Below are 16,280 nucleotides of genomic sequence, written 5' to 3'. Positions count from 1 at the left end.
CAGAATAGTCAGCAGACCTGCGGAGGTCATTCATATGGATGTCGTCAGAACACTTATTACCGGCGCTCTTGATAATATCAACCAGCGTGAGAAACGGGACGGAAAACCCCGTTTCAGCAGTCATTTTATCCGCACCTATCCTTATTTATGTCTGGCGATGGTGGTGTCCTATCTTGTTCTGGGTGTTCTTATTTATTATGCACCCTACTTCGGCTTTTACTGGCTGCTCGGTTTCAGTGCTCTGTTCCTGGTAATGGCTGCGGTTCTGCTGTTTGAGGTCAGACCGGTTTACCGCTTTACGGATATCGGCGTGCTGGATCTGCGGGTGTGCTACAACGGCGAATGGTTTGTCAGTGAAGTTGTGCCCCCGGAAACCCTGACGGCGTTACTTGACCACCCGCAGGTCAGTGATTCACTGAAACAGGAGATCCGCCATATGACAGAAACAAAAGGTACCGTGTCATTTTATGATCTGCATCTGATGGCGTACCCGGAAGCGCATCCGGAAAAACCACGCTCTCACTGGATGAAAGGTGCAGCTTAAGCCACTGTTTATGCCTGTTTTTCACTCACCCGGGTTACTTGCTGAGCAAACAGAATAAAATTGCCTTTTTCCCGTTGACACAACCGGGGCACCCCGTTAATATGCGCCTCGTTCCCAAGGGAACACGCTTCCTCCATAGTTCAGTCGGTAGAACGGCGGACTGTTAATCCGTATGTCGCTGGTTCAAGTCCAGCTGGAGGAGCCATATTTAAGAGCCCGCTCACTGAGCGGGCTTTTTCGTTTATGCCATCCGGTAATTTCTGTCTGCCTGTTTTTATTTTTCATGACTGACTGATTTACAGGCAGAAATTATGCTTTTTGCTGTTATTTCCTGCAAAGTGATCACAAACAAAGCAAACGATTCAAAAAGTCATTTTTCATTTTGACAAACCGGCCCCGCCGCACTACTATGCACCCCGCGTTGAAGATGTTCCTCCATAGTTCAGTCGGTAGAACGGCGGACTGTTAATCCGTATGTCGCTGGTTCGAGTCCAGCTGGAGGAGCCAACGTTTACCTCTCCTGTTTATTTCTCTGTTTTATCCGCAGTATCCCGTATCAGACCCGGAACATATAATGCGTGCCGTCCGGCAGTTCAACATCAATATTCAGTTTTCCGCCGATGGCATCCACATAGCGTCTCAGCGTGGATAATTTGACATCACGCCCCGGTTTTTCCATCCCTGCGACTGTCGGCTGTTTTATTCCCAGTGCCTGCGCCATTTCCACCTGTGTTTTCTTCACTTTCTCCCGCAGCTCCGCCAGATGGATATTCAGCAGGATCTCATCCGCCTGAACCCGTGCAGCAGCCGCGACTTCCGGCTTTTCCTCAGCCAGCAGTTGTCTGAGTGACTTTCCCATTGTTAACTCCTGTTTTTGCAAACCACGCTGTAAAATTATCTGTTGTGACTATCTTCCACACGTTATGTCCTTATAATATAGATCATATGCTATATAGGTGCAAAGCAATAGTGCGGATTTTACAACAGGTCATTACGACAACCGACCCGTGATGCCGGTAACCCGGACAAACATTCAGAAACCCCCTGCCCGTTTCTGCAACAGAGCTACCGTTTCTCCGCCGGTAACGCAAAAGCGCAAATTAACATGGTATTTACCGGCGAATCGTTCTATCATTCTTTTCCGGCTTATGGCACCCGCCATCAGGTTATCCTTTACTTATTTCGGAGCCGGTTCAATGACTCATCCTGTTACTTCCCTGAAAATCCGCCGCCCTGACGACTGGCATATCCATTTCCGTGATGGTGCGATGCTCGGTACTGTTGTGCCTTTCACCAGTGAATTTTTCGGGCGCGCCATTGTGATGCCGAACCTGGTTCCGCCGGTCACCACCACCGATGCCGCCATTGCGTACCGCGAACGCATTCTGGCCGCCGTACCGCAGGGGCACAGTTTCACCCCGCTGATGACCTGCTATCTGACCGATAACGCAGACCCGGCTGAGATTGAACGCGGTTTCCGCGAAGGTGTGTTTACCGCCTGTAAACTGTATCCGGCGAATGCGACCACCAACTCCGCACACGGCGTGTCAGATATCCGCAATATTTATCCGGTGCTGGAGATGATGTCCCGCAATGGTATGCCGCTGCTGGTACACGGTGAAGTGACACACGCCGATATTGATATTTTCGACCGCGAAGCCCGTTTTATTGATGATGTGATGATCCCGCTGCGCCGTGATTTCCCGGCACTGAAAGTGGTGTTCGAGCATATCACCACCAAAGAAGCTGCTCAGTATGTGCTGGACGGGGATGATAATGTCGCCGCCACACTGACACCGCAGCATCTGATGTTTAACCGCAACCATATGCTGGTCGGCGGTGTACGTCCGCATCTGTTCTGCCTGCCGATTCTGAAACGTAATGTACATCAGGAAGCACTGCGTCAGGCAGTGGCCGGCGGCTGCAAACGGTTCTTCCTCGGCACGGACAGCGCTCCGCATGCCCGTCACCGCAAAGAGTCCTCCTGCGGCTGTGCCGGGGTGTTCAATGCCCCGACCGCACTGGCCGCTTATGCCACGGTATTTGAGGAGCTGAACGCGCTGGAGCACTTTGAGGCATTCTGTTCACTGAACGGCCCGGCGTTTTATGGTCTGCCGGTCAATGACGGCTTTATCGAATTAACCCGTCAGGAAGTCATCACCCCGGAAATCATTAACGGCGCAGAGGATATTTTAGTGCCTTTCCTGGCCGGAACCGATGCCCGCTGGGATGTTAAAATCTGTCGTTAAGCAAAATAAACCAAGTATAAACACTCAGACTTTTAGTGCAATAAGGTAAAAACCATCTTATTGCACTACTATTATGTTCAGAGAAGGCGTTTTTGCCGTTTTTTGCATAATAAAAGTCTGATCCCCCCTTTTTACTTTGCGAAAAGACCTTATACTGATATCACCCGTTGTTAACGGGACGTTAGCTCTTAGTCAGAGATACTTAACCATCTTGCCGTATGATTAGGAGGTTCCATGAACGATAAAAAAACCGTGATCCAGACTCATCCAGTTATCGGATGGGATATCAGTACCGTCGACAGTTACGACGCCATGATGCTGCGCCTGCATTATCTGCAGGATCAGTCCCAGTCTCCCGAACATGCAGAAGTGGATAAAACTATGTGGCTGACGACCGATGTCGCCCGCCAGTTGATTGACATACTTCAGGCCGGTATCGATAAAATTGAGTCCGGCGAATATTATAATCAGTCAGATAATATCAGACACTGACACGCAAAGACTGCACAAGAGGGACACCATTTGGTGTCCTTTGTGTTTTCTGCGGCAAAAAAAAAGACCACCCGGAGGTGGTCAGAGGTATTGCATTACGACTTATTATAATTGTTGGATGATGGGTTGAGGCAGACAGTGTTATCAGGCTGCGGAAATCCGTTCCACTTTCGCCGGCAATCCCTGCCGCACAGACGCTCCGGTTACCCAGTCCAGCCAGGTGTTAGCCACCTGGCGGGTCGGGTCAGCGAAGCCGAGGTCGTTGATATTAATGCCGGACGCGATGCGTTTATCCATCGCCAGCGCTTCGCCGTCAAGATAGTGCTGACGTGCGCCCATTTCGTGATGTCCGTAACCGTGTTCAATCGCCACCACACCCGGCATCACACCGGTCAGCAGGCTGATCTGCGCTTCGACACTGCCGCCCGGCGTGGTGATACGCACCAGATCCCCGTGCTGCACGCCGAACTTCTCGCCGTCCGCCGGGTTGATCGCCACCAGGTTTGACGGTTTCACATGGTGCAGGCGCTCAATCATGGTGGTTGAACTACTCATCACATGGGATTTAAAGGACATCAGTTTCAGCGGCCAGCTTTCCGCCGGATAGACGCGGTCAATATCGCTGCCGTCCGACAGACGCGGCGGATAATAGGCCGGACACCCGCTGAAACGCTCGCCGGTGATGGCATGGCGGTTCTGCGCCACTTCCGCGTTCCAGATCTGCAGCGGCTGTTTCCACTGCGGCCCGGTTTTCTCCCCGTCCCAGCCTTTTTCATACGGCGCAAAACGGCCGCCGCGGCTGAAGAGATAAGCAACACGGCTGATTTCTTCTGCTTTCAGCACCTGCTGCATAACAGGCATGATGCGATCCACCCCGGACAGACGGATATCCGCCTCTTTGGCTTCCGGCCCCGGTTTTTCGCCCATAAAGGCGGTATTGGCCGCCACACGCAGATAGTAATCCTCCGCCGTGTTCAGCGGATAAGTGTTGCCGTCATTGTCCGCGATAGCATTATCACCGAATCCCGGCAGGTTCAGGGCTTTCGCCACCGCAATACAGAAGGATTCCATCGCTACCGGCTGACCATCCGCCGTTTTTGCCACACGCGGCGCAACAACCGGCCAGCGGGCGGTGGTGGCTTTGGTCTGTACACCGGACCACGGCGCACTGAATCCCCAGCTTTCAAAGTTGTGGGTATCCGGCACAATGTAATCCGCCAGCGCGGTGGTTTCATTCATAAAGGCATCGATACCGATAATCAGCGGCAGATACGCCGGGTCTTTCAGCTTCTCTTCCATCACCTGACGGATCCCCGCAATGCCGTACAGCGGGTTGGTCATATTGGTGATCCAGGCTTTCAGTTTGTGCGGATACCCTTCCAGTGCAGAGCCGAGCTGCTCGGTCAGCTGACCGGCTGCAAGCGGATACCACGGTGCTTTGGCCGGATACGGGTTCTGACCGGCGGAAACCTTGTTTTTGTATTCATCAGATTTTTCATAGACCGACTTACTGCGCGCCAGGTTCATGCCTTTCGGCTTCACTTTGCCCGGGAAGCTGTCCATTTTGTAGCATGGCCCGTCATTGGCGCCGTTAAACTTGCCGCCGCCGACAGACACGCCGCCTTTCAGGTTCATGTTACCGATCAGCGCATTGAGCATGATCACCGCCCAGGCGTTATAGAATCCGTTACCGGACATCATCCCGCCGTGCGAAATGACCGCCGCCTGACGGCCGTATGAGGTCAGTGTTTTCGCCAGTGCAGCAATCGTTTCTTCCGGCACACCGCAGCGGGCACTGTATTCTGCCGGGGTAAAACGCTGTGCGGATTCTTTCAGCAGCAGGAAACTGCTCTTCAGATTCACCGTGGTGCCGTCTGCCAGCGTGACCGGCTGACTGACTTCAAGTACCGCACGGTCACAATTATCCGCCGGAACCAGCTCACCCTGCTCTGTCAGCACCATATACACCTGCTCTTCGGATGTTTGTCCGCTCAGGGCTTCAGCTGTCAGATGCTGACCGGCCAGCGGATGTGCATCATCAGTGATCACGAGGTGAGTGGCGTTTGTCCAGCTGCTCTCACCGACACGCTTCATGGAGGCTTCCCCCGGAACGGCGAGATACTCCGCGTTATAGCGGTTATTCTTAATCATCCAGCGGATCATACCCATGACCAGCGCGGAATCGGTGCCCGGTGTGATTGGGATCCAGTGTCCGTGGTCATTGGCAAGCGTAGTGGTCAGCGGCAGTGCCGGTGAAACCACCGCATAGTTAAAGCTGTCGCGGATCCGCGCATTGGCCAGTTGACGCCCCTGGCGTTTGAACGGGTTACCGGACTGCGCCGGAGAGGTGCCGAGGAACAGGGCAAACTTCACATAATCCCAGTCCGGTTTGACGTGGGCGTTTTTGTCCAGGTCGTTCATCAGCGCACCGGAGCCGGCGCGATAGGCCAGTCCGCAATAAGCGCCGTGTGCGCCGAAGTTTTTGCTGCCGAAGGCATTCTGGGCAAAACGGCGGATAAAGGTATCGCGCCCGTCATCCCCGGCGTTGGTCACCAGTAACTGGTTTGCCACCGGGCCGAGTGCAGGCTGTGCCGGGTCAATCAGCGTATCGAGGTCACGGATAGCACGCAGCCCGTCCACATGACCTTCGCCGAACAGATCACCGCCTTCCGTCACTTCTTTTATCAGCTGTTCAAAGCTGATGCGCTGCCATTTACCTTCGCCGCGTTTACCGGCGCGCTTCATCGGCTCCAGGATACGCAGCGGGCTGTGCAGCCCTTCCATCAGTGTCGCGCCACGGGCACAGGCGGTGGAACGTCCTTCCAGGCCGCTTTCGCCGCCCATGTTTTTCAGGGCTTCCGCCAGCGGCGTGTTATAGGCGATGTGGTGGTCGTGAGAGAGCGGATGATACGGGTTACCGGCAATGCGGATCACCTGATTGGTTTCGCGATCAACACGGGCACGGATCCCGCACTGCGTCCAGCAGCCGAAGCACTGGGTCATCGATACCGCCTGTGCGTTTTCCGCCTGCCAGCCTTTCAGGGCATTCCCTTCCGGGATCAGCGAGTTACCGTTAATGCGGTGCAGAGTCACTTTACCGGAAGTACCGTTCATCAGCCCGTCGACGGCGCGTTTCGCCACATCGCGGTAACTGTAACCGAACGCTGCCAGTCCGCCGATCGCCAAACCTGCTTTTAACCACTGACGTCTTGTTGACTTAGCCATGTTGTACACCCCCGTCCTGCGCGACTTTCTGTTGATTCTGTACTTTGTTATTAACCCAGCGGATACCTTCACGGAATATAATCACCAGAGCTATCCATAAACCGATCGTGCCGATAATGGCCTGAATACCATCCGTGCCCATCGGCAGGCTGTACGGATTGTGCATGACATTGTATTTCGGCAGCGTCTGTACCTGCATCAGCAGCAGCCAGCGCAGCGACCAGGTCAGGAACAGTGTCAGCAGCGCATGAACGGTGATATACGCGACTGAGCCACGGCGGGTCAGCAGACGGACCGCCAGCACCATCAGCGCAATCCACAGAACGATTTCACCCATCGCCAGTGTCCACCCGGTTGTGCCGAAACGGAGCTGGGCGCGGATAGCGGCACCGGAAATGGTGTCACCGGCGATCCAGAATCCCATACACACCGCCAGCAGCAGTAACGAAACCACCTGCAGACGCGCCAGTTGCGCCTGATACTGCGGCTCACGGCGGGCACCCAGCATCATCAGGGCAGGCAGTGCCTGTAATGCACTGAAGAAGAGCAGCACCGGGATCCAGTAACTGAACCAGATCGGATGCGCACGCACCACTGAAACCTCACGGCCGGTATACAGCAGCAGGCCGATGGCGAATGCGGCACTGCCGAGTGCCACCCAGCGGGTCAGTTTAAATTGCTTATGCCAGATTTTGTCCGCCACCAGCGCCAGGAAATAGAGACCGATACAGCCGGTAAACGCCGGCAGGAACAGAGCGCCCCACGGCATCCACGACCACGGCGTCGGATAAGCATAGAAATGCCAGACACGGGCGGTCTGATGCAGATCCGCTGTCAGTGCCATCGGCGCGGCGATCCCGAGGGTGATGCTGATAAAGACCGCGAGCATCTCAAGGCGGGCATCCCGTTTGTCTCCCCGCCAGCGCTGCCAGCAGGCATACAGGGCGGCACAGGCGGCGATCCCTATCATAAAGAAGTATTGCACCGCCCACGGCAGCCAGGTGATTTCCTGCGGCCGGGCCAGCACTTCCTGAATTAACATCGCTTGTTCAGTCATCAGTGGATCTCCTGCCATAATGCGGGCTGTCCGCGGTTTTCCAGCGGATGAACGAAAGCCTCATCCAGTCCCAGATAGAACACCTGCGGCAGTGTGCCGTTTTCCGGTTTCAGCACTTTAATCGCAGCTTCATGCTCTCTGAGCATTTTGCTGATGGTGCCGGACGGATCTTTCAGGTCACCGATAATACGTGCGCCGCCGACACAGGATTCCACACAGGCCGGTAACAGCCCCGCTTCCAGACGGTGGGCGCAGAAGGTGCACTTATCTGCGGTCTGTGTGCTGTGGTTAATAAAGCGGGCATCGTACGGACAGGCCTGCACACAATAGGCGCAGCCGACACAGCGGGTGTTATCCACCACCACAATGCCGTCTTCGCGCTGGAAAGTGGCCTGCACCGGACATACCGGCACACACGGCGGGTTATCACAATGGTTGCACAGACGCGGCAGAAGCACGTTGGTGGTCGCCTCTTCATTGCGGATCTGAATCTGATACTGGCTGACACTGGTGCGGAACTGCCCCTGCGGGCTCTGGTTTTCAACTGAACAGCTGACGGTACAGGACTGACAGCCGACACAGCGGCGTAAATCAATCAGCATACCGTAGCGCTTTGACGGGTCGCCTTCACGGCGGGTCGGCGAAAAATGCAGACCTGCCTCCGCCATCGGAACCAGGGCCGTACCTGCTGTCAGGACGCCCAGGTTTTGCAGAAATTTTCGTTTGCCAAGATCCATACTGCTCTCCGGTGTATTTGGAACTTCATTGCTCGTCGTATTCAAACTCAACCAAAAAGGAATAAACATGTTGTTGAGTAAAGGGATATGTCATTATGGGGATTGTAAAAATTGCCGGAGAGTCCCCCTATTGTGGTTAACCACATAACGGGGAATACATTGATCTAAAACAACAGATTTTTCTCAGAAAACGGACACAGGACGCACTGACCCGGGGACACATGCAGATAGCCGCACGCACAGGTTTGCTGACCGCACTGTTATTTTTCACCTCTTTTTCATTTGCCGCACAGTGGACCATCGGTGTGCTGGCACTGCGGGGGGATGCACCGACACGTCATTACTGGGAGCCGCTGACAGAGCAGCTCAACCGCGCCCTGCCCGGTGAACACTTCACCCTGCTGCCGCTGACGCTGGATCAGATGCGGGAAGCGCTGCACAATAACGAGATTCAGTTTGTCCTCACCAATCCGGCACAGTTTATCCAGCTGGACAGCAACTTTCCCCTGCGCTGGCTGGTCTCCCTGCGTTCGGCTTATGAGCCGGATAACGCCACCCGTAATGTGATCGGCAGTGTGCTGCTGGTGCGCAAAGAGAGCCCTTATCAGACTCCGGCGGATCTGACCGGTAAAAAAGTCGGGGCAGTCGCGCCGGATGCCTTCGGCGGCTATTTATTAGGCTATAAAGCCTTGCGTGATGCGGGTATCGACCCGCCGCGTGATTACCATCTTCAGTTCTCCGGTTTTCCGGCCGATGCCCTGCTTTATCTGCTGCGGGATAAGGCAATTTCCGGTGCGATTGTTCCGGCCTGCCTGATTGAATCCATGGATAAAGAGGGACTCATTCACCAGGATGATTTCCGGCCGCTTCTCGGACGGGACAGCACCATTCCCTGCTGGACCAGCAGCGAGCTATACCCGAACTGGTCATTTGCGGCGGGCAGCGGTGTACCGGACGAACTGGCGGATGAAGTCACCCGGGTGCTGCTTAACAGCCACGGCGAAAAAACCATGCGCTGGGGTGCGCCGTCATCCACCCGCCAGGTGGAAAATCTGCTGAGGGAAGTCAATCAGCACCCGCAGCAGCGGCAGTTCTGGCAGGAGATTATCAGCTGGAGCCGGAAAAACAGCTGGCTGTTAGGCTCGGTTGCCCTGGTTTTTCTGCTTCTCGGTATCAATCATGTGTGGATTGCTTTCCGGGTGCGCCGCCGCACCCGCCAGCTGGAAGCCGCCCATTCACAGTTACAGCGCCAGCAGCAGGATCTGGAAAAAGCCCAGCAACTGAGTGTGCTCGGGGAGATGGCCTCCGGTTTTGCGCATGAGCTGAATCAGCCGCTGTCCGCTATCCGCCATTACGCCCAGGGCTCGCAAATCCGGCTGGAGCGGGAAGATCCCGCACATCCGCTGCTGCCGGTCATGTCGCAGATTGACAGCCAGGCCGAACGCGGTGCCAGTATTATCCGCAACCTGCGGCTGTGGGCGGGAAACAGCCCATCCTCCCCGGAAGGTGCACCTGTGCCGCAGAATGTGGCGGCGGTACCGGAACTGGTCTGGAAACTGCTGCGGGTTACAGAACGATATCCTTCTGCAGTTTTATATAACACCGTTGCTCATGATGCCGTATTACACTTACCGCCGGCACTGCTGGATCAGGTGCTTTCCAACCTGTTCAGTAACAGTTTGCAGGCCGGGGCGGACTGCATCCGTGTGATGCATCACCACCCCCCCGGCGGACAGATTCTGGTGGTGCAGGATAACGGCGGCGGGATGGATGAAACGCAGCTGACACAACCTTTTGCCCCGTTCCGCTCCACCAGGTCCGAAGGACTCGGGCTCGGGCTGGTGATCTGCCAGCGCCTGATGCGCAGCCAGGGTGGTGATATTCATATGGAAAATTGTTCCGGCCCGGACGAACAGCCCGGCTTATGTGTTACCCTTATCTTCAGTGAACCGACAAAGGAATCCCCATGCCCGTGATCCACCTGGTTGATGATGATGTTGCTGTGACACAGGCGTGTCAGTTTTTGCTGGAGAGCCTCGGTTATGAGGTGTGTGTCTGGAATGACAGCCGGACATTTATTGCACAGGCACCGCTGCACACTTACGGTATTGTGTTACTGGATATGCGCATGCCGCATTTTGACGGCTGCCGTGTGCATCAGATCCTTCAGGAGCGGCACAGCACGCTGGCGGTGATATTCCTGACCGGCCACGGCGACCTGCCGATGGCGGTTGAACAGATGAAACTCGGTGCGGTGGATTTTCTGCAGAAACCGGTGGCCACACAACCGTTGCAGGCAGCACTGACCCGCGCCGCCGCGGTAACCGGCAAAGCCGTGGCCTGTGCCCGAATCCGTGACCGTTTTCAGACTCTGACGCCGAAAGAGCGTCAGATCGCCGGTTTTGTCGCACAAGGACTGATGAACCGGGAAATCGCTGATATTGCCCATGTTGCGGTAAGAACCGTCGAAGTGCACCGCGCCAAAGTGATGGAAAAAATGGCGGCGGGCAGCCTCGCGGAGCTGGTCACGCAGCTCAACAGCATTACGGACGCTGAAAACAGCACCGCAGAGCACTAACATCTGCAACCGATACCACGTATAATTTAGTGTTATATCATTTACATGAACCCGCATCTGCTGATGCTTTAAACAATAACGATGTCTGACTATGATTACAGCTCCTGAATTTCAACGCTCGTTTCTGCATCCCCGCTACTGGCTGACCTGGCTTGGCCTGGGTGTACTGTATGTGCTGGTGTTGCTGCCGTATCCGGTGATTTACCGGCTGGGCACCCGTCTGGGTCGTCTGTCCATGCGTTTTCTCAAACGCCGCGCGGAGATTGCTGACCGCAATCTGCAGTTGTGCTTTCCGGATATGCCGGAAGAAAAGCGCAAAGCGATGGTGGTGGCAAATTTTGAATCCGTCGGCATGGGGCTGTTTGAAACCGGCATGGCCTGGTTCTGGCCGGACTGGCGGGTAAAACGCTGGTTTAAGGTGGAAGGCCGCGAACATATTCAGAAAGTACAGGCATCCGGACAAGGTATTATCGTGATAGGCATCCATTTCCTGACCCTGGAACTGGGCGCACGGATTTTCGGTATGCTCAATCCAGGCATCGGGGTTTACCGTCCGAACGATAACCCGGTGATGGACTGGATGCAGACCACCGGTCGTTTGCGATCCAACAAATCCATGCTCGACCGCAAGGATGTCAAAGGGATGATCCGCGCCCTGCGTGACGGACAGATTTTGTGGTATGCACCGGATCACGATTACGGCCCGCGCAAAAGTGTGTTCGCACCGCTGTTTGCCGTGGAGAAAGCCGCCACCACCACCGGTACGTCTATTCTGGTCAAAGCCGGTCGTGCAGCACTGATCCCGTTCACACCGCGCCGTCTGCCGGACGGAAAAGGCTATGAACTGCTGATCCAGCCCCCTGCGGACGGTTTTCCGGAAGATGATGATGTGGCTGCCGCAACCTTTATGAACCATGTTGTGGAAAAAGAAATTTTACGCGCCCCGGAACAATATATGTGGCTGCATCGGCGCTTCAAAACACGGCCGGAAGGTGAACCGTCCCTCTATCATGACCGGGACAAAGTCCATTAAAAAAGGAATTAAATTACTACCCTGATGCAGAACAAAGCCCCCAACCGTAACTGGAAACGAAATCTTTATGTTGTGTGGTTCGGCTGTTTTCTGACCGGCGCCGCCTTCAGCCTGATCATGCCCTTTCTGCCGCTCTATGTGGAAGAGCTCGGGGTGACAGACCATGAGGAACTCAATCTGTGGACGGGGGCGGCATTCAGTATTACCTTCCTGTTTTCCGCCATCGCTGCCCCTTTCTGGGGCAAACTCTCTGACCGCAAAGGCCGTAAGCTGATGCTGCTGCGCTCCGCGCTCGGTATGGCGATTGTCATGCTGCTGATGGGCTTTGCACAGAATGTCTGGCAATTGCTGTTCCTGCGCGCCCTGCTCGGGCTGCTGGGCGGTTTCGTGCCGAATGCCAATGCGCTGATAGCCACCCAGGTGCCGGTCAAACGCACCGGCTGGGCACTGGGCACGCTTTCCACCGGCGCTGTCAGTGGCGCACTTATCGGCCCGCTTATCGGCGGTTTTCTGGCGGATCACACCGGGTTGCGTCCTGTCTTCTATATCACCGCCAGCGTGCTGTTTATCTGCTTTTTCGTGACACTGTTTTTTGTCCGCGAAAACTTCACGCCGGTGTCACGCAAAGATGCCCTCAACACAAAGCAGGTTTTTGCAGCGATAAAAAATCCGCGCCTGGTAATCTGCCTGTTTTTCACCACCATGTGTATTCAGATTGCGGCAGGTTCGGTCAGCCCGGTTATCACCCTGTATATCCGTGAGCTGGGCGGACATACTGAAAACCTGGCGTTTATCAGCGGGTTAATTGCCTCTGTGCCGGGGCTGGCCGCGCTGATCAGCGCCCCGCGCCTCGGAAAACTGAGTGACCGGATAGGGCCGGATAAGGTACTGATCGCCATGCTGGCAGTGTCTGTGTTTGTTATTCTGCCGATGGCCTGGGTCACCCATTACTGGCAGCTGGGTGCCCTGCGTTTTCTGCTCGGCGCCGTCAATGCCGCTCTGCTGCCCGCCGTCCAGACCCTGATTATTTATCATATCACCCATGAAATTGCCGGACGGATTTTCAGCTATAACCAGGCACTGCGCGACGCCGGTAATGTTACAGGACCGTTAATGGGCGCCTGGGTGGCTGCGCATTTCGGCTTCGCATCTGTCTTTTATTTCACCGCTGCGGTTGTACTGTTTAATCTGTTTTATTCGTGGTGGTGCATAAAATCGCAGAGCGCCCCGAAAATTAAACCGGCCGATATCGGGTAGATATCGCCGGTTTTCATCCGGTTACTTTTCGCTGTCAGCAATTTGTTACTGAAATTTCATCTTTCCGTTATGAGTCAACTTTAACTGGTTGATTTAAAATAATTTTGCAAATATACGTAAGCCTCATAATCCACATCTTCTGTCAATAGACCTCATCACATTTTGTATAAATAAGTCTTGTGAAATGAGATTTTTGTCGACATTTCATCTAAAAAATGGTTTATAAAATAGAAAACGTGCTTTAAGTGAATACGATTCACGATAAGTGTGTTAATAATACTTTAATAAGACAGGATGTTTATTGATACACAAAAGTATCATTTTGTTAACAGGAACTGTTTATCCTTACCATTTTCAGGCTTATTCTCCGGAATAAACCTTTGGGAAATTACAGATGCAATCAACAACAAACAAAAAACGTACTTTCTTCGGGCACCCTTACCCGCTCAGCTCGCTGTTCTTTACCGAGATGTGGGAACGCTTCTCCTTCTACGGTATCCGTCCGTTACTGATCCTGTTTATGGCAGCCACCGTCTATGAAGGCGGGATGGATATTCCGCGTGAACAGGCTTCCGCTATCGTCGGTATTTTTGCCGGTGCGATTTACCTGACCTCCCTGCCGGGCGGCTGGCTGGCGGATAACTGGCTCGGGCAGCGCATGGCGGTCTGGTACGGCTCAATCATTATTGCACTCGGTCACCTCTCGATTGCCCTGTCGGCAATCTGGTCACCAAAGCTGTTCTTTGTCGGTCTGCTGTTTATCGTTATCGGTACCGGGTTATTTAAAACCTGTGTGACGGTCATGGTCGGTACGCTGTACAAACAGGACGATACACGCCGTGACGGCGGTTTTTCCCTGTTCTACATGGGGATTAACATGGGCTCCTTTATCGCGCCGCTGGCGACCGGCTGGTTAGTCCCTAACTTCGGCTGGCACTGGGGCTTCGGTATCGGTGGTCTGGGGATGTTAGTGGCCCTGCTGGTGTTCCGCTTCTACGCGGTACCGCTGATGCGTCAGTATGACGGTGAAGTGGGTCTGGACTCCAGCTGGGATCGCCCGACTGTCGCGCGCAAAAATGTCGGTAAGTGGGTTGGCCTGGCGGCTGTGGTTATCGCCGCTGTCACTGTCCTGATCGCCTCCGGCGTTATCCCGTTCAACCCGATGCTGGTTGCCACCAACATGGTTTACCTCATCTCCGGGATGGTTATTCTCTACTTCATCTACCTGTTTGTGTTTGCCGGTCTGGAAAGCAGTGAACGCATCCGGTTATTTGTCTGTTTTATTCTGTTAGTCACCGCCGCCCTGTTCTGGTCTGCGTTTGAACAGAAACCGACGTCATTCAATCTGTTTGCGAAGGATTACACTGACCGTAACCTGTTCGGTTTTGAAATCCCGACTGTCTGGTTCCAGTCCATCAACGCCCTGTTTATCATTATACTGGCCCCCGTGTTCAGCTGGTTATGGCCTGCCCTGGCGCGCCGTAATATGAACCTGAGCAGTATCACCAAGTTTATGTTCGGTGTCCTGTTCGCTGCGGGTGGTTTTGCAGTGATGATGATGGCGTCCGAGCGCGTGATTGAAACCAGCGCCGGTGTCTCCCCGATGTGGCTGACCTTCAGTATCCTGCTGCTGACCCTGGGTGAGCTGTGCTTAAGCCCGATTGGTCTGGCGACCATGACACTGCTGGCACCGATGAAAATGCGCGGCCAGGTGATGGGTCTGTGGTTCTGTGCCAGTGCGCTGGGTAACCTTGCAGCCGGTATCATGGGCGGTAATGTCCGTCCGGATCAGCTGATGAACCTGCCGGGCTTCTTCTCACACGTTTCTGTTGCCCTGCTTATCTGTGCCGCAGTGCTGTGTGTGCTGATTGTGCCGGTACGCAAAATGCTGCAAAGCGCAGACAACAAATCTGCCTGATTGAAATAATGTACAAAAGCAAAAGGGTGAGCTCCGGCTCACCCTTTTTTTATGCGCAGACTGGCCGGTGTATCGCCGTAAAAGCGGCGGAAAGCACTGGTCAGGGAAGATTGGGTACTGTAACCGCAGCGCAGGGCAATTTCCGGCAGTGTCAGCGGGGTATGGCAGATAAGATGATGTGCCCGGCGCAGACGTATTTCAGTCAGAAAAACCGCCGGGGTTTTACCGGTGGCCGCCAGCAGGCGGCGCTGAAGAGTACTGGCCGATAGTGCACAGCACGACGCCATTTCACTGACCGTCCACGGGTAATCAGGACGCGCGGTCAGCTGTTGTGTCAGAGTATGCAGCCAGCGCCTGTCCTGCCCGTCCGGCTGCAGTTGCGCCGCAAGCTGCTCTGCCAGCAGGATACGCGCACTTTCCGGATGCTGTTCAATCATCTGCGGATAACTGATAAGCCAGTCCACATAAGTACGGGTGGCATCCGGCAGCACAGACCACAGAGAATCAGGGGAAGTGAAGAAGAGGCTGTCCGCAGGCAGTTCAAGTACCACCTGGCGGTTATGACCGGTGCCGCAGAAACGGTGGTGATACCCCGGCGGGATCGCCGCCATCCGTCCCTGCTCCACCGAACCGCTGTCGCTGCCGACAGTCAGTTCCATTGCGCCGCTGCCGCCCAGCACCAGTTGCCACATGTCATCATGACTGTGCTCCAGGGTTTCCTGCCGGTAGCTACGTAATGAGATAACAGGTCGTTTCATGGAATGCCCCTGAGAGTACGGAAAACGACAGGCGGCGGGGTGTTACATCAGGCGGTGACCGGCAGGTACCGGCAGGGAAAACTCCGCAAGAACGATATCTCCGTCCGCATTAGCAGCGCCGGTTATCAGCACTTCTGATTTCACTCCGGCCACCCGTTTCGGGGCAAAATTACACACACATAATACCTGACGCCCGGTTAATTCTTCCGGTTTGTATAATGCGGTAACCTGTGCGCTGGAGGTTTTCACCCCGCACTCTCCAAAATCCACAGTAAAGATATAGGCGGGTTTGCGGGCTTTCGGATTAAGCTCTGCGGTCAGTACCACACCGACACGCAATTCCACTTTTTCAAAATCGGCCCATTCAATTTCTGCTGATGTCATCGGTCTCTCCGGCTGCTGTACAGTGGTTAATCAGGGTAATATTCCGCA

14 protein-coding genes and 2 tRNA genes are annotated in these 16,280 nt (G+C 54.6%); 10 read left to right on the top strand and 6 right to left on the bottom strand.

The annotated features are described in order from the left end of the window. Positions 1–34: 34 nt before the first annotated feature. The 3 genes from GN208_RS00790 to GN208_RS00780 all read left to right on the top strand — a co-directional run bounded on the left by GN208_RS00790 (position 35) and on the right by GN208_RS00780 (position 1,051). Positions 35–544, top strand: a complete 510-nt coding sequence (locus GN208_RS00790) for a YlaC family protein (RefSeq protein ID WP_004236872.1) — start codon at positions 35–37, stop codon at positions 542–544. A gap of 129 nt (positions 545–673) precedes the next feature. Next, positions 674–749 (top strand) — tRNA-Asn (locus GN208_RS00785). A gap of 226 nt (positions 750–975) precedes the next feature. Next, positions 976–1,051, top strand: a tRNA-Asn gene (locus GN208_RS00780). A 49-nt stretch (positions 1,052–1,100) separates the two neighbouring features. Here the strand turns inward: GN208_RS00780 and GN208_RS00775 are convergent. Then, the gene (locus GN208_RS00775; protein ID WP_004236876.1) at positions 1,101–1,403 is read right to left on the bottom strand and encodes a helix-turn-helix domain-containing protein; all 303 of its coding nucleotides are present in this window, start codon (positions 1,401–1,403) and stop codon (positions 1,101–1,103) included. A 337-nt stretch (positions 1,404–1,740) separates the two neighbouring features. On the opposite strand from GN208_RS00775, the gene pyrC reads away from it, so the two are divergent. Then, the gene (gene pyrC, locus GN208_RS00770) at positions 1,741–2,793 is read left to right on the top strand and encodes a dihydroorotase (RefSeq protein ID WP_015422620.1); all 1,053 of its coding nucleotides are present in this window, start codon (positions 1,741–1,743) and stop codon (positions 2,791–2,793) included. Positions 2,794–3,027: 234 nt separating this feature from the next. Continuing rightward, positions 3,028–3,285, top strand: coding sequence for a biofilm formation regulator BssS (gene bssS, locus GN208_RS00765; RefSeq protein ID WP_004236879.1), 258 nt, complete (start codon positions 3,028–3,030; stop codon positions 3,283–3,285). 144 nt (positions 3,286–3,429) lie between these two features. Here the strand turns inward: bssS and ttrA are convergent, their stop codons facing one another. The 3 genes from ttrA to ttrB are packed head-to-tail and all read right to left on the bottom strand — an operon-like array spanning position 3,430 to position 8,304. Beyond that, positions 3,430–6,510: a tetrathionate reductase subunit TtrA gene (gene ttrA / locus GN208_RS00760; RefSeq protein ID WP_048884169.1), complete on the bottom strand. Its 3,081-nt coding sequence runs from the start codon at positions 6,508–6,510 to the stop codon at positions 3,430–3,432. Continuing rightward, positions 6,503–7,567 carry a tetrathionate reductase subunit TtrC gene (gene ttrC, locus GN208_RS00755; RefSeq protein WP_004236882.1) on the bottom strand — a complete coding sequence of 355 codons (1,065 nt, stop codon included), beginning with the start codon at positions 7,565–7,567 and terminating at the stop codon, positions 6,503–6,505. Before ttrC ends, ttrA begins: the two co-directional genes overlap by 8 nt. After that, entirely contained in the window at positions 7,567–8,304 is a 738-nt protein-coding gene (ttrB, locus tag GN208_RS00750) for a tetrathionate reductase subunit TtrB (protein WP_004236883.1), read from the bottom strand. The genes ttrC and ttrB overlap by 1 nt, the downstream gene beginning before the upstream one ends. Positions 8,305–8,525: 221 nt before the next feature. Between ttrB and ttrS the strand changes: the two genes are divergently transcribed. The 5 genes from ttrS to GN208_RS00725 all read left to right on the top strand — a co-directional run bounded on the left by ttrS (position 8,526) and on the right by GN208_RS00725 (position 15,090). Next, positions 8,526–10,280, top strand: coding sequence for a tetrathionate respiration histidine kinase TtrS (ttrS, locus tag GN208_RS00745; RefSeq protein WP_004236884.1), 1,755 nt, complete (start codon positions 8,526–8,528; stop codon positions 10,278–10,280). Continuing rightward, complete coding sequence (gene ttrR, locus GN208_RS00740; RefSeq protein WP_004236885.1) at positions 10,271–10,882, top strand: tetrathionate respiration response regulator TtrR; 612 nt, start codon at positions 10,271–10,273, stop codon at positions 10,880–10,882. Before ttrS ends, ttrR begins: the two co-directional genes overlap by 10 nt. A 91-nt stretch (positions 10,883–10,973) precedes the next feature. Beyond that, on the top strand, positions 10,974–11,915 hold the full coding sequence (locus GN208_RS00735) for a Kdo(2)-lipid IV(A) acyltransferase (protein ID WP_004236886.1): 942 nt from the start codon (positions 10,974–10,976) through the stop codon (positions 11,913–11,915). 12 nt (positions 11,916–11,927) lie between these two features. Further along, entirely contained in the window at positions 11,928–13,172 is a 1,245-nt protein-coding gene (gene mdtG / locus GN208_RS00730; RefSeq protein ID WP_170927057.1) for a multidrug efflux MFS transporter MdtG, read from the top strand. Between the two features lie 394 nt (positions 13,173–13,566). Further along, on the top strand, positions 13,567–15,090 hold the full coding sequence (locus GN208_RS00725; RefSeq protein ID WP_004236888.1) for a peptide MFS transporter: 1,524 nt from the start codon (positions 13,567–13,569) through the stop codon (positions 15,088–15,090). A gap of 38 nt (positions 15,091–15,128) precedes the next feature. Here GN208_RS00725 and GN208_RS00720 read toward each other — a convergent pair whose 3' ends face one another. Together GN208_RS00720 and GN208_RS00715 are read right to left on the bottom strand one after the other, a co-directional pair. Continuing rightward, entirely contained in the window at positions 15,129–15,848 is a 720-nt protein-coding gene (locus tag GN208_RS00720; protein ID WP_004236889.1) for an AraC family transcriptional regulator, read from the bottom strand. 42 nt (positions 15,849–15,890) lie between these two features. Then, positions 15,891–16,232 carry a tRNA-binding protein gene (locus GN208_RS00715; protein WP_004236890.1) on the bottom strand — a complete coding sequence of 114 codons (342 nt, stop codon included), beginning with the start codon at positions 16,230–16,232 and terminating at the stop codon, positions 15,891–15,893. Between the last annotated feature and the right edge of the window lie 48 nt (positions 16,233–16,280).

The sequence above is a fragment of the Morganella sp. HSTU-ASny43 genome, from assembly GCF_022819185.1.
Taxonomy (GTDB): domain Bacteria; phylum Pseudomonadota; class Gammaproteobacteria; order Enterobacterales; family Enterobacteriaceae; genus Morganella; species Morganella morganii.
This window is presented reverse-complemented; position numbering and strand designations above follow the sequence as displayed.